This is a genomic window from Methylobacterium sp. B1 (assembly GCF_000333255.1).
In the GTDB taxonomy this organism is placed as follows: Bacteria; Pseudomonadota; Alphaproteobacteria; order Rhizobiales; family Beijerinckiaceae; genus Methylobacterium; species Methylobacterium fujisawaense.
The window spans coordinates 1-23,229 of the sequence record NZ_BACT01000827.1 but is presented as its reverse complement, the minus strand read 5'-3'; the positions used below and the strand labels follow the sequence as shown (position 1 = coordinate 23,229).

Genomic DNA, 23,229 nt, shown 5'->3' with positions numbered 1-23,229 from the left:
AGGCCCAGTCTTTCACAGTTTCGTCTCGTATCCCTATTATTTCGTTAGCAGCCATTCGACTATTTCTGGTTGCCTGACGAAGTGCAGACCGGCGTCAGAAAACTCTCAATCCAAACGGATGTCTATGGGACATCGCCACAACTTTTGGTTAGATACCCATCCGCAGTCGTGGCCAGCAGCTTAGGCAGCCGGGCCGAAGGGTTGACTGACGTCCGCTTACGAGCGGACTTGGGGGAAGGCAGCGGGTTGAGCCGCGAGGCGGTGGACGAGCTCTCCCGCGAGGGCCGCCCCGAGATCGACCGCGCGCTGGCCGCCAATCTCGGCCACACCCTGCGGGGGGCAGCCCTGGCGCGGCTCGTGAACCGCGGCCGCAGCGCCCCCGACCTCGCCCGGCTCCTCCTGGTCCGGCCCGACGTCTCGGCCGCCGACCTCGTGCCCCTGTACCTGCACGCCGATCCGATCCGCCGCACGGTGATCGGCCGGGCCGTCGAGGCGACCGCCGCCCTGCGCCCCTGCCCGCCGGCGCCCCGCGGCCTCGGCGAGACCCTGACCGGCCTGTCCGCCGCCCGCGACGTGCCGGCCTTCATGGCGGCCCTGGCCGACGGCCTCGGCCTGCCGCGCGATTTCCTGACCGTGGTCGCCGACGCCAGCGCCCGCTACGACCTCCTGACCCTGGGTCTGCGGGCTGCCGGCCTGCACGAGGAGGAGGCGGTCTACATCTTCCTGACCCTCAACCAGGGTGTCGCGCGCTCGGCCGAGCGGGTGGCCGACCTCGTCCGGCTGTTCCGCACCGTGAGCCGGCCGGCCTCCCGGGACCTGATCGCCGCGATCCTCGACCGGCCCCTCGCCGAGCGCGGGCGCGGCGAGGCCCATCAGCCGCTGCACGGCCCGGAGGCGAAGCTGCGCCAGGGCGCAGAGCGCGTCGCCGCGCAGCGCCCCTCCCTGCCGGTGCGCGCCCGGGCAGCGGGCGGCGGGGAGCCGGCCTGACGGGCCGGACGTCAGCGGGGATCGACGGGCGGATCGCGCTGCGGATCGGCGCCCCGCCAAGCGGGCTGCCGATCGGTCTCCTCAAGGGTGTCGGTTGAGGCCGTCGGCTCCGCGGCGCGGCGGCTCAGTTCGGCCATCAGGCCGCGGGCCAGGACGGCGCGCACCGCCCGCTCGCGGGCCTCGGCTGGCACCGCGTCGAGGGCCGCCGGCAGCGCCGCCTGGGCGCTGGGCACCGCGTCGGCGAGCCGTCTCGCCTCGGCGGCCGGATCCGTCCCGGCTCGCAGCAAGGCAAAGTAGGAGAGCACGCCGATCACCAGCGCGGCGCGCAGCAGGACGGTCATGAGACGATTCCTCCGCTCGAGATCAAGCGGAAGCATTCGACGGATTTCCTCAACCGGGCCTCAACCGACCCGAGCTTTTCCGCGCGATGGTGAATGAAGCTTGTCCGCAATCGGCTGGTTACCTCGCGGAAAGCATCCCGATCAATCGGACAAGTCCCGCAACACTCGTTTAAGCCGGCTCTGCGACCGTCCGGAAGTCGTTCGAAGTGGAACCGGAGGCGCGACGGATGCGGGAACGCATTCTGCGCGGCGCGTGCCAACCTTGACCATTAAGACTGTCCTGACGTCGTTGATCGACGACCGGCTCGCGGGTCTCGTCCACGAATCCGTGGCCGACAATGCGCCGGCCCGTGCGCGCCACCAGCGCTTCCTGGTGTCGCGGCTGGCGACCGGCGCCGTCATGATGGTCGGTCTGCCGCCCTATCTGCTCTGGCGCGGGGTGCCGTCCGGCTTCGAGGTCCTGGCGATCGCGAGCCTGCTGCTGCCAGTCTTCGCCGCCGTCCTGCTCGCCCGCACCGGGTCCCTCTGGATCGCCCACGCGGTCTCCTCGGCGGGCCTGACCGGCCTCGTCGTCGCCCTGGCGGGCGTCACCGGCGGCGCCGCATCGCCCGCCGCGGTCTGGCTGGTGGCGATCCCCCTGGAGGCGCTGGTCTCCGGCTCGCTCCGCGCGACGATCGCGGCCTCCGTCATGGCGGTTCTCGGCGTGCTGACCGTGGTGGCCCTCGGCGCCTGGGCCGGCGCCCTGCCGGTCATGGACATCTCGGCGGGGATCGCGCTCCCGGCCTTCGCGATCACCGCGATCGGCCATGTCGCCGCCCAGGCTCTGGAGCACATGCGCAACGAAGGCGTCTGGCGCGAGCGGCTGCGCGACAACGAGGCCCGCGACCGGCTGCTCCTCTCGGCGATCGACGATCTCGTGACCTGGCACGACCGCAACGGCCGCGTGCTGGAAGCCTCGGTCTCGGCCACGCGGCTGCTCGGCAGCGACCCGGCCCGGCTGCGCGGCCATGGGCTGCTGGAGCGGGTCCATGTCGCCGACCGGCCGGCCTTCCTCAAGGCGGTGAGCGACGTGGCGGCGACCGGGCGGCCCGCGACCCTGCCCCTGCGCCTGCACGTCGAGGCCGAGGCCGGCCGGCCCGACGGCGCGAGCCTGATCCACGCCGAGATGCGCGCCCACCGGATCGAGCACGGGCCGCACGAGGCCGCCATGGCGGTGGTGGCGGTCACCCGCGACATGACCGAGCACCACCGGCATGCCGTGGAGCTGGAGCGCGCCCGCGCCGAGGCCGAACGCGCCGACGCGATCAAGGGCCGGTTCCTGGCCAACGTGACCCACGAGCTGCGCACGCCGCTCAATGCGATCATCGGCTTCTCCGAGGTCCTGGCGGGCCAAGGCGCCGTCAGCCTCGGCCCGGACCAGGCGCGGGAATATGCCGGCATTATCGGCGCCTCCGGCCACCATCTGCTCGGCGTGGTCAACACGCTGCTCGACATGAGCCGGATCCAGAGCGGCAACTTCGACTGCGCCCCCGAATGCTTCGACATCGCGGGCCTGCTTCGGGCCTGCTGCGACCTGATGCGCCTGAAGGCCGACGCCGCCGGCATCGTCCTCACCGTCGCCCCGTCGGGCCCGGTGGAGATCACCGCCGATCCCGCCGCCTGCCGGCAGGTTCTGATCAATCTCATCTCGAACGCGGTGAAGTTCACCCCGCGCGGCGGCCGGGTCGACCTGTCCCTGCGCCGCGGCGCGGGCAGCCTGGACATCGTCGTGGCCGATACCGGCGTCGGCATCGGTACGGACGACCTGCCCAAGCTCGGGACCCCGTTCTTCCAGGCGGGCAGCGGCGGCTACAAGCGCCAGCACGAGGGAACCGGCCTCGGACTCTCGGTGGTGCAGGGCCTGGTCGGCTTGCACGGCGGCGCCCTGCTGATCGAGAGCGCCCCGCAGGCCGGGACCGTCGTGACCGTAACCCTGCCCCTCGTCTGCCCGGCTCCTGCGGCCGACCATGGGCCGGCTCCGATCCGCACGCCGTGCGGGGCGCTCCGGTGTCGCGCCGCGTGGTGCGCCTGCCGCTCGGCCTGTTCGACGCGGAGCCGAGCGCCGCCTCGGTCCCGGCCGACCCGGTCCTGCGCCGCACCGCCTGATCGGCAGATCCCCCGGAAGGAGACATGATGTCAGGCTACCGCGAGATCACCGTCCCGGGCGAACCCAGCCGTGCACGCCGTCCCGCGCCGCGCCGCGCCGCCGTCCAGGGCGACTGGCGTGCCGTCCTCGTCGGCGCGCTGAAGGCGACGGGCGCCACCTGCCGGACCAGCCCGGGCACCGTTCTCGGCAGCCTCGCGGCCCTGTGCGCGGCGGGCTTCGTCTGCGTCAACGCCCTCGGTTACCAGACCGGGCGCCATCCGGCGCCGATCCTGCCCAAGCTCGCCCAGAAGGCACCTGCCGCGCGCGAGGCGGCCCCGGCCGCCAAGGAGCCCGTCCGGGAGGCGGCCCGGGATCCGGTGCGCGTCATCGATCCCGAACGCGTCGCCGCGCCGGCGCCCGCCAAGCCGGCGGCCCGGGACGCGATCGGCGAGCTGATCCGATCCGATGAGACCACCGCCTCGGTCACCCCGAAAGCGTCGCCGGTCCGCCCGGCCGCGAAGCCGGCTCCGAAGGAGACGAAAGACGCCGCCAAGACCGCCAAGCCCGAGAAGGACGGTGATCCGGTGATGCGGGCCCAGAAGGCGCTGTCGAAGCTCGGCTACGCGGTGAAGCCCGACGGCGCGATGGGACCGGGCACGCGGGCGGCGATCGAGAAGTTCGAGCGCAGCGCCAAGCTTCCGGTCACCGGCGAGGCGACGGGCCGGACCTTGCGCGAGCTGATGGCCCGGGCCGGCCACGGTTAGCGAGACAGGGCGGCACCCCCGCCGCGCTTGCGGCGCGGGTGCCGATCGGCGTGAGAGCGCGGAGGCGGGCCCTCAGTATTGCGTGCCGGTGAACCGGCAGATCGTCTTGCAGCGTGGACCGCCATTGGCCTGCCAGGACTTCGCGTGTCCGATCGATCCGGTCATGTCCTGCGTGGGATTACCCCCGGGTCGATGCACGACGATGTTGCAGCGATCCTGCGGCGTCCGCTGGTAGCGCGGGCAGGATGCGGAATCGCGGTTGCCCAGTAAATCCATGAGCGTCTCCGGACGGGCGTGGGCCGACGGCACAACACCGCACAGGCCGGCGACGATCAGCGCCGCAAGCGAGGTCATTCTCCACATCGGAGTGCTCCTTAAATCATCGTGAGATGCAAATTCGGGCGCCCTTTGCTCAGATAATCAGCGAACAATACTATAGATGTGCGTTGTCGCACATCGATCAATTCTATTTTAATCCCGATAAATACTCGATTTTCTGAAGGAATATTCCGCCGCCTGAACCGTTATGGAGATGCCAGGCCGTGCACCGGCGGTTGCCCGGACCGGCGCTTTCGCGCATGGCGGAGGACGCGCCACCCGGCGCTCGCAGGGTTCCGGATCCGGCTGATCCGCCGGGACACAGGCCCTGCGGCGAACGGATCCTCACAGGGCTACAGACGCATGCGCCTGCGCTCCGATTTCTGGGTTTCGGCCCATCTGCGGCGTCTGGATGTCGCCGGCATCCCGGCCGTGCTGCGGCGGCGCGGGTCCGCGGAGGCGGGTGCGATCTTCGTGAAGGTCGATCGGCTCGACGGCAGCGCCGACCTCTACGGACCGGCGCCGCAGGCCCTGTTCGAGGCCGAGGAGAGCGGCGACCGCCGTTTCGCCGGGATCGTCACCGGCGGCAGCCCGCTCGACGTGGAGGAGCGCCTGACAAAGGAGATCCGGTTCGATTCCGATCTCTGGATCATCGAGATCGACGACCGCCAGGGGCGGCATTTCCTGGACTTGGCGGAGTGATGGAGGGCCGCGCCCGGTCGGGCTGCGCCTGACGGAGGGCCCTCCCACACATCGCCCGCATCCTGAGGTGCTGCGCAGCGGCCTCGAAAGAGCCCTCCGGGGATCGCGCGGCTGGCTGTAACCCTCCTTCGAGGCCTCTGCTGCGCTCCGGCCCCTCAGGATGAGGGGAGGGCCGGAATGACCGAAGGCCAGAACGCCGTGTCCCGTGACGCGAGGCGCTCCGGGGGAGCGGCTCCAGCGCCCGCTCGCCGTCGTTGCGAACGCAGCGAAGCAATCCAGCGACGCCACGGCCGCCGATGTCGCGCGACCTCAATCGCTTCGCTGCGCCCGTGATACCGGGGCGGAGCGAAGCGACGGCGCCCGTCAGCCCTCGATGATGCGCTCGTCGAGCTTGCGGTCGACGGTCTCGACGGTGCGGTCGATCTCGGCGTTCGGATCACCGAGCTGGTGCGAGATCAGCTTCACCAGCAGGTCGACGCGCTCGATGTAGGGCGCACCGTTGGCGACCGCGCGCGCCGCCGAGGACGGCTTCAGCAGGCTCTCGGCCGCCTTGGCGTATTTCTCGAACGGCACCTGATCGGCCGGATCGGCGCCGAGCTTCCGGGCGATCCCGTCGACATGGTCGTAGATCGCCCGCGAGCGCGCGAGGTCGCCGTGGACGGCGTCGTGGATCGATTGCGGCGCGCCCGGGGTGATGCACCGGTAATTGCCGGTGAGCAGCATCGACCACTTGGCCAGCGGCACGAACAGCGAGTCGAACACCTTCAGCTTCACCGGCACGTCGTGCCCGTCGAGGCGCACGGCGTCGATGTCGGCCTCCAGCTCGCGGAGAAGCGTGTTGTGCGCCTCGTCGGCGAAGGTCGCGGCCTTGAAGTTGGTCGGCAGGCCGACATGGAGGACGTTGGCCTCCTCCTCGGGCGGCCGGAAGGCCTGCGGGTCGGGGGAGCAGAGCGACACCAGCCCCGGCTCGAACCGGTCCCAGACGCCGGCATTGGTGTAGGCATCCTCAAGATCCATGGCGGCGAGCGCCGGGATCCGCTTGAGGTAGGGCAGCGGCGGCATGTTCATGATCGACAGGCACGGCAGCTTCGCCGCCGCGATCTTGATCATCAGGACGCGGATCGTGTGGTTGTTGTACTGCGGCTCCTGCATGGCGAGGCCGACGAGGTCGTAGCGCGACACGTCGACGTCTTCCGGCGGCATGGCGTCGACCTTGCCGGGCAGGTCGCGCGAGTGGATCGCGCGGTGCTCCTTCTCGTCGCGGAGCTTGATGCGGACCTCGGTGCCCTCGCGGTTGATCAGGTCGGCGGTCTTCCTGCGGCAGACCAGGGTCACGTTGTGACCGGCCATCAGGAGCTTGGTCCCCAGGAGCGAGCCGTAGGAGGCCCCCAGGATCAGGATGTTTCTGGCCACGTCGTTCCTCCCCAGCATTGAAGACTGCTGTTGTGTTGTCTGGCTGCGGGGAACAGCGCGTCCACGCCACGGCCCCATCGCACCGCCGATGGATGGCAGCCGGGCGGGCGGAACGCAAGCCTTCTGGTATACCTAATCCCAAACCCGTTGTGACGCCCCGCCGGTGACAGGCGAGGCGAATCCTATCCCCACAGCTCCGGCGTGGGCGGGTGCATCAGGCTGCCGTCGTAGCGGAGCGGCGGGTCGCGGTCGCGGGCGAGCAGTAGCGGCCCGTCGAGATCGACGAACTCGGCGCCCTCGGCGAGGAGCGCCGCCGGCGCCATGCCCAGCGAGGTGCCGAGCATGCAGCCGACCATGATCGCGAGCCCCCTCCCCTTCGCCTCGCGGGCGAGCAGCACCGCCTCGGTCAGGCCGCCGGTCTTGTCGAGCTTGATGTTGATCGCGTCGTAGCGCCCGGCGAGCGCGTCGAGGCCGGCGCGGTCGTGCAGGCTCTCGTCGGCGCAGACCGGCACCGGATGCGCGATCTCGGCGAGCAGGGCATCGGCGTCGGCCGGCAGCGGCTGCTCGATCAGCGCGACGCCGGCCTTCAGGCAGGCGGCGAGGTTGGCCTCGATGGTCTCGGGCCGCCACGCCTCGTTGGCGTCGACGATCAGCCGGGCATCGGGCGCGCCGGCCCGGACGGCGGCGATGCGCTCCGGGTCCCCTACCCCGCCGAGCTTGACCTTGAGCAGGGGCCGGTGGGCCGCCTTGCGGGCGGCCTCTTCCATGCTCTCCGGCGTGCCGAGGCTCAGCGTGTAGGCGGTGATGACCGGCTGAGGCGCCGGCAGACCGGCGATCGCCCAGGCGGGGCGGCCCTGGAGCTTCGCCTCGAGGTCGAACAGCGCGCAGTCCAGGGCGTTGCGCGCCGCCCCCGCTTTCATGCGGGTCATCAGCGCATCGCGCCCGATCCCGGCCGCGATCGCCTCCGCCTGCCCTTCGATCAGCGCGCTGACGCTCTCGACGCTCTCGCCATAGCGCGGATAGGGCACGCACTCGCCGCGCCCGACCGTGTCGCCGTCCGTGAGCGTCGCCACCACGACGGCGATCTCGGTGCGGCTGCCGCGGGAGATCGTGAAGGCGCCGGCGATCGGGAAGCGCTCGACGGCGAGGCTCAGGCGACGGGCCATGTCAGATCTCCGGGAACTCGGCGACGATCCGGTCGACCAGCCCGTCGACGCCGAAGCGCACCGGGTCGGTGGCGGGCAGGTCGTGCTCGGACGCGAGCGTCTCGAGGAGCGCCCGCGCCTCGCCCTCGGCAAGCGCCTGGGTGTTGACCGCGATGCCCACCGGCCTGATCGCCGGGTTGGTCAGGCTGCCGAGCTGGACGGTCAGGTCGATCACCTGGCGGATGGTGGGGAGCGGGTGCTTCACGCCGCGCATCGTGGTGCGGGTCGGCTCGTGGCAGACCACGAAGGCGTCGGCCTGGGCGCCGTGCAGCAGGCCGAGGCTCACCCCCGCGAAGGACGGGTGGTAGAGCGAGCCCTGGCCCTCGATCAGGTCCCAGTGGTTGGAGGCCGCCTCCGGCGAGATCGTCTCGACGGCGCCGGAGATGAAGTCGGCCACCACGGCGTCGATGGCGACGCCCCGGCCGGAGATGAACACGCCGGTCTGGCCGGTGGCGCAGAAATCGGCGTCGAGGCCGCGCTCGCGCATGCCGCGCTCCAGGGCGAGCACGGTGTACTTCTTGCCGACGGAGCAGTCGGTGCCGACGGTGAGCAGGCGCCGGCCCGACCGCTTGGTGCCCTTGCCAGTGGGGAAGCGCTCGTCGGTGTGGCGGACGTCGTGGAGCTGGCGGTTACGCCGCGCGGCAGCCTCCGCGATGGCCGGAATCGTACCGAGCTTGACGTGCAGGCCGCTCGCCACGTCGAGCCCGGCCTCGATCGCCGCGACGATCTCCTTGACCCAGTGATCCGGCAGCACGCCGCCGGCATTGACGACGCCGATCACAAGGGTCCGGCAGCCCTTCGCCAGGGCCTCCGGCAGGGTCATGTCGGGGATGCCGAGATCGGCGGCGCAGCCCGGCAGGCGCATCTGGCCGACGCACCATTCGGGGCGCCAGTCCTTGATGCCGTAGGCGGTCTTGGCCGCCAGCGTGTCGGGCACGTCGCCCAGGAACATCAGGTAGGGCGTGGCGATCTGCATCGGTCGAGCAACCTTCTCCGGGAGGCCGGCGGACCGTCTATGCGGGATCGCGGGCGCCGGGCGCAATGCACGAGACCGGCCAAGCGGGTGGACACGGCCGCCGTCGCGGGCATGACCGGGTTGCGTCATCCTGAAGGGACGCCCCTACGACCCTCTCCGCAACCCGAGGTGCCGCAGCGCAGGGAGGCCGCGAAGGAGGCCTCCAGGGCTCGCGCGGCTGGCTCGATGGCTCCTTCGAGGCCCGCTCACGTGGGCACCCTGGGATGAAATCGCGTTGGGGAAAGCCGATCTCACCCCCGCGGCGCCTGGTGTCCCCGTTCAGGCGGCGCGTCGTCGCGCCACCCCCGCCTCGTTGGCCACCGCGCCCACCGGCGACAGCGCGCCGGTCGCCCGGACCATCCCCTCGACGCCCGCCAGAGCGCCCGCGCGCAGCTCGAGACCGAGGAAGCGCTCGCGCTCGAACGGCCCCGGCAGGGTCAGGCCCTCCGCGAGCGCCCGGTCGAAGCCGAAGCGGGCGTAGTAGGGCGCGTCGCCGACCAGCAGCACGGCGCCGTGGCCGAGGGCCTCCGCCCGGCCGAGGGCCGCCTGCATCATCACCGAGCCGAGCCCCTGCCCCTGGATCGCCGGATCGACGGCGAGCGGGCCGAGCAGCAGCGCCGGGCGGGCGAGCCCGGCCTCGACGTGCCACAGCCGCAGGGTGCCGACGAGGCGGCCGCCCCGAATCGCCGCGAAGGCGAGGCCGCGGGCCGGCCGACGGCCTTCGCGCAGGCGCTCCGAGGTCTTGGCATGGCGGTTGCCGGGAAAGCACGCGTCGAGCAGGCGCTCGCGCGCCGGGACGTCGTGGACATGCTCCGCGCGGATCTCGATCATGGCTGTGCCCTCCCCGGGCCGGCAAGCGGGAGAAGCGGTGGGTTCCGACGGACGGCCGAAGGCGATCCGTCGATGCGACAGCGGGAGATCGCTCCCGGCAGCGACAGGCTGCCGGGAGGCTCTGCAGCAGGTCAGATGACGATCTGCTGAAGGGGCGGGAAGCCGTTGAAGGCCACCGCCGCGTAGGTGGTGGTGTAGGCGCCCGCACCCTCGATCAGCACCTTGTCGCCGATCGAGAGCGAGACCGGCAGCGGATAGAGCTGCCGCTCGTAGAGCACGTCCACCGAGTCGCAGGTCGGGCCGGCGATGACGCAGGGCTCGGTCGCGTCGCCGTCCCGGGCGGTGCGGATCGGGTAGCGGATCGCCTCGTCCATGGTCTCGGCCAGCCCGCCGAACTTGCCGATGTCGAGGTAGACCCACCGGACCTCGTCGGCGTCCGCGGACTTCTTCGACACGAGCACGACCTCGGCCTCGATCAGGCCGGCATTGCCGACCATGCCGCGGCCCGGCTCGATGATCGTCTCGGGGATCTGGTTGCCGAAATGCTTGGTCAGGCCCCGGAAGATCGCCTCGCCGTAGCTCTCCACGCCCGGCACCGCCTTGAGGTACTTGGTCGGGAAGCCGCCGCCGAGATTGACCATCGACAGGCCGATCCCGCGCTCCGCGCACTCGCGGAAGATCGCCGCCGCGGAGCCGAGCGCCCCGTCCCAGGCCTCGGTGTTGCCCTGCTGCGAGCCGACATGGAACGAGATGCCGTAGGCCTCCAGCCCCTGGCGATGGGCGTGCTCCAGCACGTCCGCGGCCATCTCGGGCACGCAGCCGAACTTGCGCGAGAGCGGCCAGTCGGCGCCCGCGCCGTCGCACAGGATGCGGCAGAACACCCGGATCTCGCCGGTCGGCACGTCCGTGGCCACGGCGGCCCGGGCGATCTTCTCGACCTCGGCCTGGCAGTCGACCGCGAACAGGCGGATGCCGAGCTTCAGGGCGCGGCCGATGCAGCGCTCCTTCTTGATCGTGTTGCCGAAGGAGATCCGGTCGGCGGTGGCGCCGGCGGCCAGCACCATCTCCATCTCGGCGACGGAGGCGGTGTCGAAGCACGAGCCCATCTCGGCGAGCAGGCGCAGCACCTCGGGGGCCGGGTTCGCCTTCACGGCGTAGAACACGCGGGTGTCCGGCAGGGAGCGCGCGAAGGCGGTGTAGTTGTCACGCACGACGTCGAGATCGAGGACCATCACGGGGCCCTCGTCCTGACCGAGGTCGCGGCGCACGCGCAGGAAGTCACGGATGCGGTCGGTCATAGTCGTCTCCCGGCACGGGTTCGCGAGCGCCCTACGCGGGGCGCGCTGTCGAAGATGACGGCCAGGACTGGCCGTCGGCGTCAGGGGGCGATGCGTCGCGCGGACCCACGCGCTTTGGAGACGCGTGCGTCAGTGCGGGCGCAGAGCACCCGGAAGCTGCCGTGGATTGGAAGGGATGACCCCCACCGCACGCCGGGCAAAGAGAAACAAGCCTCTTCGGTGCCGGCCTGTGGAGGGCCGACGAGACCAAAAAAGCCCGTTCGTCGTTGCTTTAAGCTGCGTCCCCCGTGGAGAGCGGGGTTCGCCGGTTTCGCCTCCGGCTGCCGGTTGTTGTCGGGGTCCGGTGTTGCCACCTGGATGCCGGCCGTAGGGATCCACCCTTGCGACCATCGATCCTTTAAGACCCCTGGCGGCTGTCCGGCAGTTGACCGGATGCCCACCAACCGACACGCGGCCACAGGCACGTGCGAAATTGGGCACGGCGCATATACGGAGACAGGCCCGGCCCGGCAAGGGGAAGATGCCCCGGACCGCCCGCTTTTCCGCCCGGAATCCACACCCCGTGCGGCCCGTTGCAAAAACGACGCAGCCCGACCGGGCCGAAGGCGCCGTGCGGGCTTCCCAAGCGGGGCGGAAGCGGGCATCTGACCGGAGCGGGCAGAACACGCAGGTAAGCAAGCGATGGCCGGGCCGACCAGATCCACCGCGACGGCGCGGGCGTGAGCGCCCCCCTGCGCAACCCGGTCGGCGACGGGCTCCCCGAGCCGACGATCCGGACCGCCACGCTCGCCGATCTCGACGCCCTGGTCGCCCTGGAGCACGCCGCCTTCGCCACAGACCGGGCGGAGCGCCGGGCGATCCGCCACGCGATCCTGTCGCCCACCATGGACGTGCTGGCGGCGCTGATCGACGCGCCGGATGCGGACCCGACGCCGGTCCTCGTCGGCGCCGCGGTGCTGGAGCGGCGGCGCAGCAGCCGGATCGCCCGGCTGGCGTCGATCGCGGTGGCGCCGAATCGCGGCGGCCTCGGCCTCGGCGGCCGACTCCTCGACGCGGCGGAGGCGCAGGCCCGCAGCCAGGGCTGCGACCGGCTCCGGCTGGAGGTGCGCGCCGACAACGGCGCCGGCATCCGCCTCTACGAGCGCCGGGGCTATACCCGCTTCGCCGTGCGGCCGGACTATTACGAGGACGGGATGGAAGCCTGGCGCTACGAGCGCGGGCTGTAGGCGTCGCGCAGGGCTGCCGCCGATACGCGGGCCGCCTGCGGGCCGGCAGCCATCACGTTGACATCCGGATGCGATCGAAGCCGCCCGCTCCCGCGGCCCTGTTCGTCGTCACGAGGGGACGCGGCGGCCCGACGGGCAGGACACCGAGCAGGCGAGCCCCGCCCGGGACTGCTTCGCCGCACGCTCCCGCAGGGTGCCGGCAGGCCGGCCGCGCTCGGCCTCGGGCCGTTCGCGGATGCGACCGCAGGGCGCCAGATCCGCCTCGCGCCGTTCGACCGCGGGGAGCAGCCCCGTCGCGCCGCCCAGGCCACGCTGATTTCAGCGCTTATAAATTCGGCACAACCCCCGTAAATTGACTCGCCTCTCAATCAAATTCGCGTTCTATTATAAAATCTCGATGACAATATCCGTATAAAATCGCAATTATACAACACATGATCCGCCGATTGCCTGACAAAACCTAACGTTTTAAGACAAAGCATCGCAGACCTTGAGACTTTACCCATGACTCGCTGGCTGGGGCGCTTCTCGATCCGGACGTTGTTGTCCCTGGTGATCGTCATCATGGCCTGCATGGCGCTGGCCAACGCCGTCAGGACACTCTTCGACGAGCGGGCGCAGGCGATGGGTGCGGTCAGGGCGGTGACCTTGACGCAGGCGAGCCAGGGACTCCTCCGGACCATCCTGCCGCTGCGGCTGGAGCGCGGATCGACCCTCGCCCTCGGGGGTGAGGCGCCCGCGGACGCGAAGACCCTGTCGACCATCGCGGGCAGCCGGCAGGCGCTGATCGAGAATTACCGCCAGGCTCAGCGCAGCCTGAGCGATCTGGCCGAGCCGACGGTCAGCGCGACGCTCGATCGCCTGAACGCGGCCCAGGAGGCGATGGCGGCCCTGCGCCCCCGCATCGACGCGGCCCTCAGGCTGCCGAAGGCCCGTCGTGAGCCGGCGCTGCGGGACGCCGCGATGGCCGCCTTCCAGGACCTGCTCGAGGCCCTGACGGCCACGCTGAAGGCGGTCGACGTGGCCATTCCCCGGTCCGATCCCGTCCTGGAGCGCTATCTCGCCCTCAAACAGGCGGCCTGGGACACGCGCGTCGCCAGCGGCAACGTCGCGGTGCGGGTGCAGACCTCCCTGATCGCCGGAACGTCGTGGTCCCTGCCCGAGACCGTCGCGGCGGCTGAGGAGCGGACCGAACTTCTGTCCGCGTGGCGGCGCACGACCGAGGCCGCGACCGACGTCTCGGAGACGGTGCGGGCCGCGTTCGTGCGGGCGAAGGCCGACAATTTCGAGGGCGACACCAAGGCCATCGCGCAGGCGGTCTTCGACGCGCTCAGCACGCACACGCCCCCGCGCCACACCTTCGCGGAGCTGCGCGACCGCAACACCGAGAACCAGCGCTCCCTCGTGGCCCTCTGCGACGCGGCCCTCGACGCGATGGTGGCGCGCGCCGAGACTCTCGCCGACGCGGCCCGGACCGACGTCGTGCACAGCGTCGCGGCGCTGCTGGCGGTGATCCTGCTGGTGGCCCTCGGCCTGTGGACCCTGTTCGGCGGCGTGCTGCGCCCGCTCCGGGCGCTGACGGCGACGATGCAGGCGCTGGCGGACGGGGACGCCTCCGCCACGGTCCCGGCGCGCGCCTACCGCAACGAGATCGGCGCGATGGCGCGGGCCGTCCAGGTGTTCAAGGACAACCTGATCCGCAGCCGCCAGCTCGAAGCCGAGGCCGCCGAGGCGCGGCTGGCGGCGGAGGCGCGGCGCCGGTCCGACCTGCGGGCGATGGCCGAGCGCTTCGAGCAGACGGTCGGCGGCATCATCGCTCAGGTCTCGGACTCGGCCACCGCCCTGCAGGGTACGGCCCAGACCATGACGGCCACCGCGACCCAGACCGCGAGCCAGTCCAGCACCGTGGCGGCCGCCGCCGAGGAGGCTGCCGCCAACGTCAACACGGTGGCGGCGGCGGCCGAGGAACTCGGGGCCTCCGTGGAGGAGATCGGCCGGCAGGTCGAGGGATCGACCAAGCTCGCCCAAGGGGCCGTCTCGGAGGCGGGACAGACGGGCACGCTGGTCCGGGACCTGAGCGGCGCGGTCGCGCGGATCGGCGACGTGATCGGGCTGATCGCGGCGATCGCCGGCCAGACCAATCTGCTGGCGCTCAACGCGACGATCGAGGCCGCCCGCGCCGGCGAGGCCGGCCGGGGCTTCGCGGTCGTCGCCAGCGAGGTGAAGGCGCTGGCGGCGCAGACCGCGCGGGCGACCGAGGAGATCGCCGGCCAGATCGCCGGCATCCAGGGCGTGACCGGCCGGGCCGTCACGGCGATCGGCGCGATCACGGGGCGGATCGAGGAGATCAGCGGCGTGGCGAACGCGATCGCCGCGGCGGTGGAGGAGCAGGGATCGGCCACCCGGGAGATCGTCCGGAATGTCGGGCAGGCGGCCGTCGGCACCGGTGCGGTGACCAGCACCATCCTGGGCGTCGCCGGGGCCGCCGAGGAGACCGGCCGGGCCGCCGACGCGGTGCTGGCGGCGGCGTCCGCGCTGTCGCGCCAATCCGCGACGCTCACGGCCGAAGTCACGCGCTTCCTCGACACCGTCCGGGCCGCCTGACCGGACGGTGTCGGAGGCCCCGCGGGTCTCCGCCCCGATCTCGCCCGGTTAGGGGAGTCTTACGGCTCGCGCGCTACAGCGCGGGAACGGGCGGGGCGACCCCGCCGCGCATGAGACGCCGTCCATGGCCGTGATCGCCGCCTTCGTCATCAATGCGGGGCTCAACTTCGTCCTCGGCCTGCTGATCGCCAAGCTGCTGGGGCCGGCCGATTTCGGCCGGTTCGCCCTCGCGACCACCGGCGCCATCGTGCTGAACACGGTGCTGTTCGAGTGGCTGCGCCTCTCGGCGACGCGGTTCTACTCGGGACGGGTGCGGGTCGACGAGCCGTGGATCCGCCACGGGCTCGACCGAGCCTATCTGCGCATCGGCCTGCTGCTTCTGGCCGCCGCCGCCCTGTGCGGGGCCTTCGGCTTCGCCGGCGGCGCCGACGGACGCGAGGCGGTCCTGTGCGGAACCGGCCTCGCGGCGCTCGGCATCGGCGTGTTCGACTACCACGCGGCCCTCGCCCGGGCCCGGTTCGACGGCAAGCTCTATCTCGGCCTCGTCGCGGTGAAGAACGTCCTGTCCTTCGCCCTGATGGCGGCGGCGGCGTGGTGGCTGCCCCAGCCGGCCTGGGTGCTGGCGGCGGCGGGGCTCAGCCAGCTCCTCGCGGTGCTCCTGCTGCGCCACCCGCTGCGCGACCCGCACACGCCCTTCGAACGGCCGCGCCTGTCGGCGACCTGGAGGGTCTTCGCCCGCTACGGCCTGCCGCTCATCGCCGCCAACACCGCCTATCAGTGCCTCGCCTTCGTGAACCGGGGCGCCATCGCCAGCCATGCCGGCTTCGCCGAGGCCGGCTACTTCGCACTGGCCGCCGACGTCACCGCGCGCGCGATGACGACGCTCGGCACCGCCCTCGACCTGCTCCTGTTCCAGCTCGCCGTGCAGGCGGAGGAGCAGAGCGGCCGCGCCGCCGCCGAGGCGCAGGTCGCCGCCAATGCCGGCACGGTGTTCGCCCTGCTGGCACCCTGCGCGGTCGGTTTCTGGGCGGTGCTGCCGGCCCTCCAGGGACTGGTCGTGCCGGACGCCTATCGCGGGCCGTTCGAGACCTACAGCACCGTGCTGATGCCGGGCCTCTTCTGCCTGTCGATGATGTTCTACGCCCTCAACCCGGTCTTCCAGATCCGCCGCCGGACCCTGCCGGTGGTCGCCGCCGCCCTGGTCGGCCTCGCGGTGAACGGCGCCGGCCTTCTGATCCTGCCGGACCGGATGGGCGGGATCGGCGTCGCCCTGGCGCAGACCGCCGGGCTCGCCGCCGCGGGATTGTGGCTCGGCTGGCGCGCCCTCACCGGCGCCGAGCGGATCGTGCTGCCCTGGGGGGAGATCGGCGTCGCGGCCCTCGCCTGCGCGGCGATGGGCCTCGCGCTCGCCCCCTTCCGGCACCTGCCGCCCGCCACCGCGCTGGCGGTCCTGGTCCCGGCCGGGACGGCCCTCTACGGGGCGCTGGTCTGGATCTTCGACATCGCCGGCCTGCGCCGTCAGGTCCTGGCGCGTCTGCGTCCCGCGCGGACCCTGGCGGCGGAGCAGGGTTCCAGGCCCCAGGCAGGCGCCTTCGCGGCAGCCCCGCACAGGAAACCCGCCCGCTGAAACCCCGCGACTCCACCTCCGCTTGAATCCGCCGCCGGATCCGGCGACACCCGTCCTGGAATGGATACAAACAGGACCGGGACGGAAACGATGGGCGTGTACGAGCCCGGCACCGAGGCGGAGGCCGGGGAGATCGTGCGGGCGGCCGCCGGGCGCGGCGAGCGCCTGCGGCTCGCGGGCGGCGGCACCGCCGCGGGGCTCGGTCGGCCCGCGCAGGACAGCGCGACGCTTTCCGCGAAGGCGCTGACCGGCGTCACGCTCTACGAACCCGCCGAGATGGTGGTGGCGGCCCGGGCGGGCACGCCGCTGGCCGAGGTCGAGGCGCTGCTCGCCTCCCGGGGCCAGATGCTGCCCTTCGAGCCGATGGACCTGCGCGGCCTCTACGGCAGCTCCGGCGCGCCGACCCTCGGCGCGGTGGCGGCGATCAACAATGCCGGCCCGCGCCGCATCAATGCCGGGGCGGCCCGGGACAGCCTGATCGGCGTGCGCTTCGTCAACGGGCGGGGCGAGGCGATCAAGTCGGGCGGGCGGGTGATGAAGAACGTCACCGGGCTCGACCTCGTGAAGCTGATGGCCGGCGCCCACGGCACGCTGGGCCTGCTCACCGAGGTCACCTTCAAGGTGCTGCCGGCCTGCGAGCGCGTGGCGACCCTCGTCTTCTCCGGGCTGGACGATGCCCGGGCGGTGACGGCCCTTTCGGAGGCCCTCGGCTCGCCCTTCGAACTCACCGGCGCCGCGCATCTGCCGGCGGGGATCGGAGCCCCGGAGGCGCGGACCCTGATGCGCCTCGAAGGCTTTTCCGACTCCATCGACTACCGCACGGGCGAGCTGCGCCGCCTGGTCAAGCGCTACGGCCAGCCCGAGATCGTGGACGGCGAGCCCGGCGCCGCCCTCTGGCGGTCCGTGCGGGACGCCGCGCCGCTCGCCGAGCCGCGGGAGGCCGCCCTCTGGCGGATCTCCACCGCGCCGACCCACGGCCCGGCCCTGGCGGCGGCGGTGGCGGCGGAGCGCNCCGCGCGTTGGTTCTTCGACTGGGGCGGCGGCCTGATCTGGCTCGCCACCGGTGCCGAGGGCGATGCCGGCGCCGATGCGGTGCGCCGGGCCGTGAAGACCCAGGGCGGCCACGCCACGCTGGTCCGCGCCCCCGACGCCGTGCGCGCCGCCGTGCCGGTGTTCCAGCCGCTGGCCGAGCCGCTGATGCGGCTCACCGCCGGCATCAAGGCGGCGCACGATCCCGCCGGGGTGCTCAACCCCGGCCGGATGTACGCGCAGGTTTGAGGTTCATCCCCTCCCCCCGCGGGGAGGGGCCAGGAACGGGGTGGCTGAGGACCGGGCGCAACGGTGCCTCCTGCGCCCCCCATGCGGGATCCGCGATCCCGGAACTCCGCCCCGCAAGGGGGGCGGAGAGCAGGCAGGAAGAGACCGTGCAGACCAATTTTGCCCCCGCCCAGCTCGCCGATCCCGCCATGGCGGCCTCGGAGAAGATCCTGCGGACCTGCGTGCATTGCGGCTTCTGCACGGCGACCTGCCCGACTTACCTGCTGCTCGGCGACGAGCTCGATTCGCCGCGCGGCCGCATCTACCTGATCAAGGACATGCTGGAGGGCGGCAAGCCGGCCTCGCAGGAGGTGGTCAAGCATATCGACCGCTGCCTCTCCTGCCTGTCGTGCATGACCACCTGCCCGTCCGGGGTGCACTACATGCACCTCGTCGACCATGCCCGGGCCCATATCGAGAAGACCTACGCGCGGCCGGCCGGCGACCGGTTCCTGCGGACGCTGCTCGCCCAGGTCCTGCCGTACCCGAACCGGTTCCGCCTCGCCCTCGCCGCCGCCAAGCTCGGAAGCCCGGTCCGCGGGCTGGTGGCGCGGCTGCCGCGGGTCGGCAACCGCCTCGCCGCCATGCTCGACCTGGCGCCCGCCGGGATGCCGCCCCGCGAGCCGACCAACCGGCCGGGCCGGTTCCCGCCGACGGGCGGCCCGGCGACCAAGCGCGTCGCCCTGCTGCGCGGCTGCGCCCAGAGCGTGTTGCGGCCGGACTTCAACGCGGCGGCGATCCGGCTGCTCAACCGGCACGGGATCGAGGTGGTGCACGCCAACGAGGGCTGCTGCGGGGCGCTGACCCACCACATGGGCAAGGAGGATTCCGCCCACACCCATGCCAAGCAGACGATCGACGCCTGGGACGCCGAGATCGCCAAGGGCCTCGACGCGATCTTGGTCACCGCGTCCGGATGCGGCACGACCATCAAGGATTACGGCTTCATGTTCCGCGACGACCCCGCCTATGCCGAGAAGGCGCGGCGCGTGTCGTCCTTGGCCAAGGACGTCACCGAGTATCTGGCGTTGCTCGACCTCGCTCCGGTGGCCGAGAACGACCTCGTGGTGGCCTACCACTCCGCCTGCTCGATGCAGCACGGCCAGGGCATCCGGCTGGAGCCGAAGACGCTGCTCAAGCGGGCGGGCTTCACCGTGAAGGACGTGCCCGAGGGCCATATCTGCTGCGGCTCGGCGGGGACCTACAACATCCTGCAGCCGGAGCTGGCTGCGAAGCTGCGCGCCCGCAAGGTCGCCAACATCGAGCGCGTGCGCCCCGACGTGATCGCCACCGGCAACATCGGCTGCGCCACGCAGATCGGGAAGGGCACCGGCATCCCGATCGTCCACACGGTCGAGCTGCTCGACTGGGCGACCGGCGGCCCGAAGCCCGCCGCGCTCGCCGGGGTGGCACCGCGGATCGCGGCGGCGGAATAGGATCCTCCCGGCCGGATCGCCGCCCCGGCATCGCGCGCGCACGCACCGGGCCCCGGGGATGCGCTACGACGCAGGACCGCGCACGCAGGGACGGCGGCTCCGCCCTCGCGCGCCATGACAGCCCCGTGACATCTATTCACGCTTGACCCTTGCCAAATCCGCACAGCGGTCTGTAATGATGAGGACCCCTCTCCGGTCCCGCCGGTCGCCGCAACGGCCCGCGGACGTGACCGAATTCCTTGCGAAAACGGTCGCGGTGTCGCGGCGGGCCGTTTCGGTCCGCCTGACGGCGACGGGTGTCGCCCGTGATCGGGCAGGTGTCACACGACGCGGCGGAGCTTCTCCGCCGCACCCCAGAATTCACGGCCGATCCCCATCGGCCGAGATTGTTTCGCGAGGTCGGGACCACGATGGACGGACGCACGGCCCAGCATAGAGCTGCGCGTGCCCCGGAGGCGCAAGAGGCGCGTCGCACCGGTCCGTCCCTCCTCCCGGCCTGTTTCAACCCCAGGCGCCCAGGGCGCCGAACGGCGGTTGACGGCAATTTCCCCTCGAACCCATCCGCCTCGGCGACGAGGCCGGCACCCCACCCGACAGGTTTGACGTCGGGCGAGGCGCCGCCGGGACCACGGGCACGGAGAACGACGTCGGCCGCCATGCCGAGAGTCCGACATGGCCAACAAAATGCTGATCGACGCGATGCACCCGGAGGAGACCCGGGTCGTCACGGTCCACGGGTCTAGGGTCGAGGAGTTCGATTTCGAAGCCGCCAACCGGCGTCAGCTGCGCGGCAACATCTATCTCGCCAAGGTGACCCGGGTGGAGCCGTCGCTCCAGGCGGCGTTCGTGGAGTATGGCGGCAACCGCCATGGCTTCCTGGCCTTCAACGAGATCCACCCCGACTATTACCAGATCCCGCTCGCCGACCGGCAGGCGCTCCTCGAGGAGGACGCCCGCGACGCCGAGGAGCACCGCGAGCGCGAGGAGCGCCGCCGCCGGTCGCCGCGCCGCTCCCGCGGCCGCCGCGCCGAGGCCCGCGCCCGCGGCGCCGACGAGACCGTGAGCGCCGAGGACGGGCACGAGGCGTCCCAGACCGAGGATCAGGCCGAGATCCGGACGGAAGCCGGTTTCGACCCGGCCGCCGAGCCCGATACGCTCGCCGAGCATCCCGAGGCCGTGCGGGAGGCCCTCGCCTCCGAGACCGCCGCCGGCGACATCCCCGTGGCGCAGGACGAGCCGGCACGGGACGAGCCGGCGCAGGCCGCCGAGCCGGCGGCCGAGGCGCCGTTCGACGCTGCCCCCGCCGAGGCCGCCCCTGCCGAGGCGCAGGCGGCGCACGACATGGCCGGGCCGGTCGCTGACGACGCCGCCGCCGAGCAGGACGCCCCGGTCGAGGCCGAGGCCCGCATCGCCGTGGCGGGGGCGCTGACCGTCGCCGAAGCGCCGGCCGAGTCCCTCGCGGAAGAGACCGCCGAGCCGGCGGACGCCGAAGAGGCGGATGACGCGTCCGACGAGGACGACGAGGAATCCGACGACGAGGATGAGGACGAGGACGAGTCGGAGGACGACGAGGACGAGTCCGACGAGGATGAGGACGAGTCGGACGAGGATTCCGACGATCCCGACGCCGAGCCCAAGATCGCCCAGGTCGGCGGCAACGGCGACGCCCTGGCCGAGATCCCCGAGCGGCCCCGCCACTACCGCCGCCAGTACAAGATCCAGGAGGTGATCAAGCGCCGCCAGATCATCCTGGTTCAGGTGGTCAAGGAGGAGCGCGGCACGAAGGGCGCGGCGCTCACCACCTACCTGTCGCTCGCCGGCCGCTACTCGGTGCTGATGCCCAATACCGGTCGCGGCGGCGGCATCTCTCGGAAGATCACCTCGGCGGCCGACCGCAAGCGCCTCAAGGAGGTCGTGCAGGATCTGGAGGTGCCCGAAGGGATGGGCGTCATCCTGCGCACCGCCGGTGCCTCGCGCTCCAAGCCCGAGATCGCCCGCGACTTCGAGTACCTGATGCGGCTGTGGGAGTCGGTCCGCGAGCTGACGCTGACCTCGATGGCGCCCGCGCTGGTCTACGAGGAAGGCTCGCTGATCAAGCGCGCCATCCGCGACCTGTACAACAAGGATCTGGACGAGGTTCTGGTCGCCGGCGAGGACGCCTACCGCGAGGCCAAGGACTTCATGCGGATGCTGATGCCCGGCCAGTCCAAGGTCGTGAAGCCCTACCGCGACCCGACGCCGATCTTCGCCCGCTTCGGCGTCGAGCAGCAGCTCGACGCGATGTTCTCCAGCCACGTCTCGCTGAAGTCCGGCGGCTATCTTGTGATCAACCCGACCGAGGCCCTGGTCTCGATCGACGTGAACTCGGGCCGCGCCACCCGCGAGCACGACATCGAGGACACCGCCCTCAAGACGAACCTGGAGGCCGCCGAGGAGGTTGCCCGCCAGCTGCGCCTGCGCGACCTCGCGGGCCTGATCGTCATCGACTTCATCGACATGGAGGAGAAGCGCAACAACCGCGCCGTCGAGAAGAAGCTGAACGAGTGCCTGAAGAACGACCGCGCCCGCATCCAGGTCGGCCGGATCTCGCCCTTCGGCCTCATGGAGATGAGCCGCCAGCGCATCCGCACGGGCGTGCTCGAATCCTCCTCGATCCCCTGCGCCCATTGCGGCGGCTCGGGCTTCGTGCGCGCCACCGCCTCGGTGGCCCTGCACATCCTGCGCTCCATCGAGGAGGCGCTGCTCAAGTCGGCGAGCCACAACCTCGTGCTGCGGACCCGCACCGAGGTCGCCCTCTACATCCTCAACCAGAAGCGCGGGCACCTGCGCGAGCTGGAGATGCGCTTCGGCGTGACCATCACGATCGCGGCCGACGAGCGGCTGGCCGCCACCGCGGCCTTCCAGCTCGACCGCGGCGAGCCGGCTCAGCGCGCCGAGGGTCCGGTGACGGGCGTGCGCGCCCAGGCGATCTCGCCCACCACGGAGTTCGAGGACGAGGACGAGGAGGCCGACGAGGTCGAGGCCGAGGTCGAGGCGGATGCCGAGGGCGAGGCCGAGGAGGGCCGCGCCGAGACGCGCGAGGAGTCGACGCGCGAGGAGGGTGAAGGCCGCCGCCGGCGCCGCCGCCGGCGCCGCCGGGGCGGGCGTCAGGACGGTCGCGCCGAGGAGGATCGCGGCGACGATGATCGCCAGGAGGGCGAGCGCTCGGACGAGGACGGTCGGGACGAGGACTGGGACGGTGAGGAGCCGGCCGCAGCCGAGGCGCCGGCCGAGGCCGTCGCAGCCGAGGCCGGGGAGACCGACGAGGCCGTGGCCGGCCCCGACGAGGCGGCCCGCGCCGAGGACGAGGGCGGACGCCGCCGCCGCCGCGGACGCCGCGGCGGTCGCGGACGGAGCGAGGGCCGCACGCGGGACGCCGCCGAGACGGAGGATGTTCCCGAGGCGGTGGGCGAGACGGTGGCCCTGTCGGCGGAAGAGCCGGTGAGCGCCCAGGCGGTGGCGGAGGCGGTCGAGGCCGCCCCGGCGGCCGGCCGCACCGAGACCGCCGTGGATCTGCCGGTGGCGGAAGCCGAAGCCCCTGCGCCGGCCGACCGGGAGCCCGCCGCTGCGCCGGACGCCGCGACCGCTGGCCCGGCGGAGGTCCCCGCGGAGCCCGTGGCGGTGGTTCTGACGCCGCCCGCCGATCCGGACCGTCCCAAGCGCGCGGGCTGGTGGTCGCGCACCAAGGCCGCTCTGACGGGCGAATGAAGCATTGCGCCTCCAGATAGATCCATATCTGGAGGCGCAACCTCTGGCAGCGCCGCCGATTGCACTTCCGCAGAGTGCTATATCGGCGGCGGGCAGATCCGGTTATCCTTCACCATTGATTGAAGGTTCTGTGCGAGGGTCCGCTTCGATTCCGATATCGGAGTGTCCCGCATGTTCAGTTTGCGTCGGCAGCGTCACGTTTCTGACGCGGTCGCACCCCCGGTCATAACGCCTGCGCCGTCCACGATTCCGGCGGCGGCGCTGGTCGTGGAA

16 protein-coding genes and 1 pseudogene are annotated in these 23,229 nt (G+C 72.0%); 10 read left to right on the top strand and 7 right to left on the bottom strand.

Annotated features, from left to right (window positions below; all coding sequences use genetic code 11):
- Positions 1-228 precede the first annotated feature (228 nt).
- On the top strand, positions 229-987 hold the full coding sequence (locus I53_RS23885; protein ID WP_251982428.1) for a hypothetical protein: 759 nt from the start codon (positions 229-231) through the stop codon (positions 985-987).
- Positions 988-998: 11 nt separating this feature from the next.
- Here the strand turns inward: I53_RS23885 and I53_RS23880 are convergent, their stop codons facing one another.
- Positions 999-1,328, bottom strand: coding sequence for a hypothetical protein (locus tag I53_RS23880; RefSeq protein WP_043355398.1), 330 nt, complete (start codon positions 1,326-1,328; stop codon positions 999-1,001).
- Positions 1,329-1,581: 253 nt separating this feature from the next.
- On the opposite strand from I53_RS23880, the pseudogene I53_RS23875 reads away from it, so the two are divergent.
- Together I53_RS23875 and I53_RS23870 are read left to right on the top strand one after the other, a co-directional pair.
- Positions 1,582-3,473 (top strand): annotated as a pseudogene (locus I53_RS23875) (sensor histidine kinase).
- Between the two features lie 27 nt (positions 3,474-3,500).
- Complete coding sequence (locus tag I53_RS23870; RefSeq protein WP_043355396.1) at positions 3,501-4,217, top strand: peptidoglycan-binding protein; 717 nt, start codon at positions 3,501-3,503, stop codon at positions 4,215-4,217.
- A 72-nt stretch (positions 4,218-4,289) separates the two neighbouring features.
- Here I53_RS23870 and I53_RS23865 read toward each other — a convergent pair whose 3' ends face one another.
- The gene (locus I53_RS23865; protein ID WP_043355394.1) at positions 4,290-4,580 is read right to left on the bottom strand and encodes a hypothetical protein; all 291 of its coding nucleotides are present in this window, start codon (positions 4,578-4,580) and stop codon (positions 4,290-4,292) included.
- Between the two features lie 318 nt (positions 4,581-4,898).
- Between I53_RS23865 and I53_RS23860 the strand changes: the two genes are divergently transcribed.
- On the top strand, positions 4,899-5,237 hold the full coding sequence (locus I53_RS23860; protein WP_043355392.1) for a DUF1491 family protein: 339 nt from the start codon (positions 4,899-4,901) through the stop codon (positions 5,235-5,237).
- A 363-nt stretch (positions 5,238-5,600) separates the two neighbouring features.
- On the opposite strand, the gene I53_RS23855 is transcribed toward I53_RS23860, so the two are convergent.
- The 5 genes from I53_RS23855 to I53_RS23835 all read right to left on the bottom strand — a co-directional run bounded on the left by I53_RS23855 (position 5,601) and on the right by I53_RS23835 (position 10,999).
- Complete coding sequence (locus I53_RS23855; RefSeq protein WP_043355391.1) at positions 5,601-6,650, bottom strand: ketopantoate reductase family protein; 1,050 nt, start codon at positions 6,648-6,650, stop codon at positions 5,601-5,603.
- A 182-nt stretch (positions 6,651-6,832) separates the two neighbouring features.
- The gene (gene dgcA, locus I53_RS23850; RefSeq protein ID WP_043355389.1) at positions 6,833-7,816 is read right to left on the bottom strand and encodes an N-acetyl-D-Glu racemase DgcA; all 984 of its coding nucleotides are present in this window, start codon (positions 7,814-7,816) and stop codon (positions 6,833-6,835) included.
- 1 nt (position 7,817) lies between these two features.
- Positions 7,818-8,831 (bottom strand): N-acetyltransferase DgcN, encoded by a 1,014-nt coding sequence (gene dgcN, locus I53_RS23845; protein WP_043355388.1) that lies wholly within the window; start codon positions 8,829-8,831, stop codon positions 7,818-7,820.
- A 318-nt stretch (positions 8,832-9,149) separates the two neighbouring features.
- A complete protein-coding gene (locus I53_RS23840) occupies positions 9,150-9,701 on the bottom strand; it encodes a GNAT family N-acetyltransferase (protein WP_043355387.1) in 552 nt (183 codons plus the stop codon).
- A gap of 131 nt (positions 9,702-9,832) precedes the next feature.
- Positions 9,833-10,999 (bottom strand): type III PLP-dependent enzyme, encoded by a 1,167-nt coding sequence (locus tag I53_RS23835; RefSeq protein ID WP_043355385.1) that lies wholly within the window; start codon positions 10,997-10,999, stop codon positions 9,833-9,835.
- Positions 11,000-11,718: 719 nt separating this feature from the next.
- Between I53_RS23835 and I53_RS23830 the strand changes: the two genes are divergently transcribed.
- From I53_RS23830 to I53_RS23805, 6 genes are all read left to right on the top strand, one after another.
- Complete coding sequence (locus I53_RS23830) at positions 11,719-12,225, top strand: N-acetyltransferase (RefSeq protein ID WP_043355384.1); 507 nt, start codon at positions 11,719-11,721, stop codon at positions 12,223-12,225.
- Positions 12,226-12,729: 504 nt separating this feature from the next.
- On the top strand, positions 12,730-14,829 hold the full coding sequence (locus I53_RS23825; protein WP_043355382.1) for a methyl-accepting chemotaxis protein: 2,100 nt from the start codon (positions 12,730-12,732) through the stop codon (positions 14,827-14,829).
- A gap of 124 nt (positions 14,830-14,953) precedes the next feature.
- Positions 14,954-16,456, top strand: coding sequence for a lipopolysaccharide biosynthesis protein (locus I53_RS23820; protein WP_051045044.1), 1,503 nt, complete (start codon positions 14,954-14,956; stop codon positions 16,454-16,456).
- Between the two features lie 90 nt (positions 16,457-16,546).
- Complete coding sequence (locus I53_RS23815; RefSeq protein ID WP_043355381.1) at positions 16,547-17,734, top strand: FAD-binding protein; 1,188 nt, start codon at positions 16,547-16,549, stop codon at positions 17,732-17,734.
- A 146-nt stretch (positions 17,735-17,880) separates the two neighbouring features.
- Positions 17,881-19,209 (top strand): glycolate oxidase subunit GlcF, encoded by a 1,329-nt coding sequence (gene glcF / locus I53_RS23810; RefSeq protein ID WP_043355378.1) that lies wholly within the window; start codon positions 17,881-17,883, stop codon positions 19,207-19,209.
- 672 nt (positions 19,210-19,881) lie between these two features.
- Positions 19,882-22,956, top strand: a complete 3,075-nt coding sequence (locus tag I53_RS23805) for a ribonuclease E/G (RefSeq protein WP_043355376.1) — start codon at positions 19,882-19,884, stop codon at positions 22,954-22,956.
- Positions 22,957-23,229 lie beyond the last annotated feature (273 nt).

Coding starts and splice junctions, on each gene's coding strand:
- I53_RS23865 (WP_043355394.1), bottom strand. CDS start 4,580: ATGTGGAGAATGACCTCGCTTGCGGCGCTGATCGTCGCCGGCCTGTGC.
- I53_RS23805 (WP_043355376.1), top strand. CDS start 19,882: ATGGCCAACAAAATGCTGATCGACGCGATGCACCCGGAGGAGACCCGG.
- I53_RS23835 (WP_043355385.1), bottom strand. CDS start 10,999: ATGACCGACCGCATCCGTGACTTCCTGCGCGTGCGCCGCGACCTCGGT.
- I53_RS23840 (WP_043355387.1), bottom strand. CDS start 9,701: ATGATCGAGATCCGCGCGGAGCATGTCCACGACGTCCCGGCGCGCGAG.
- I53_RS23825 (WP_043355382.1), top strand. CDS start 12,730: ATGACTCGCTGGCTGGGGCGCTTCTCGATCCGGACGTTGTTGTCCCTG.
- I53_RS23880 (WP_043355398.1), bottom strand. CDS start 1,328: ATGACCGTCCTGCTGCGCGCCGCGCTGGTGATCGGCGTGCTCTCCTAC.
- I53_RS23820 (WP_051045044.1), top strand. CDS start 14,954: ATGGCCGTGATCGCCGCCTTCGTCATCAATGCGGGGCTCAACTTCGTC.
- dgcN (WP_043355388.1), bottom strand. CDS start 8,831: ATGCAGATCGCCACGCCCTACCTGATGTTCCTGGGCGACGTGCCCGAC.
- I53_RS23860 (WP_043355392.1), top strand. CDS start 4,899: ATGCGCCTGCGCTCCGATTTCTGGGTTTCGGCCCATCTGCGGCGTCTG.
- dgcA (WP_043355389.1), bottom strand. CDS start 7,816: ATGGCCCGTCGCCTGAGCCTCGCCGTCGAGCGCTTCCCGATCGCCGGC.
- I53_RS23870 (WP_043355396.1), top strand. CDS start 3,501: ATGTCAGGCTACCGCGAGATCACCGTCCCGGGCGAACCCAGCCGTGCA.